Source organism: Teichococcus vastitatis, from assembly GCF_003604215.1.
Lineage (GTDB): Bacteria > Pseudomonadota > Alphaproteobacteria > Acetobacterales > Acetobacteraceae > Pseudoroseomonas > Pseudoroseomonas vastitatis.
Genome location: NZ_QXGS01000245.1, coordinates 1 through 517 on the forward strand (window position 1 = coordinate 1; position 517 = coordinate 517).

Sequence of the window (517 nt, forward strand, 5' to 3'; positions counted from 1 at the left end):
ATCTGGGGGCTCAGCTCGACGGTATAGCGGTAATGCTCCTCACTCTCGCGCAGCGCTACCTCGGCGAGCTTGCGCTCGTGCACGTCTTCCAAGGTCCCGTACCAGCGGAGAATACGCCCTTGCGTATCGTGGCGCGGTGCCGCCCGTGAGCGGACCCAGTGGTAACTGCCATCTGCGTGCCGGAAGCGAAACTCCATATCGAGAGGTGCACCACTGCGCGTCGCCTCTGCCCAGGTCGTCTCCACACCACGCTGATCCTCAGAGTGAACGAGGTTCAACCAGAACTTCCCAGGGGCACTCCAAGAACGGCAGCGCCACGCGGACTGACCTCGACGATGCTGCCATCAGGCTCTGCGGTCCAGGGAATATGCGGGCTGAGTTCGATCGCGTGCCGGTAATGATCCTCGCTTTCTCTCAACGCTGCTTCAGTATGCTTGCGCTCAGTGATGTCCTTGACAATGGCAACCATGTATTGGGGGCGACCAGCTGAGTCGCGCGTTGCGGAGACGTAGTTATT

2 protein-coding genes are annotated in these 517 nt (G+C 60.5%); both read right to left on the minus strand.

All coding sequences use genetic code 11. The annotated features are described in order from the left end of the window. A partial coding sequence (locus D2K64_RS24130; protein WP_238384413.1) for a PAS domain-containing protein occupies positions 1-278 on the minus strand: 278 nt, incomplete at its 3' end. Beyond that, positions 275-517: PAS domain-containing protein (locus D2K64_RS24890; protein WP_238384414.1), on the minus strand; the 243-nt coding region annotated here is incomplete at its 5' end. The genes D2K64_RS24890 and D2K64_RS24130, both read right to left, overlap by 4 nt.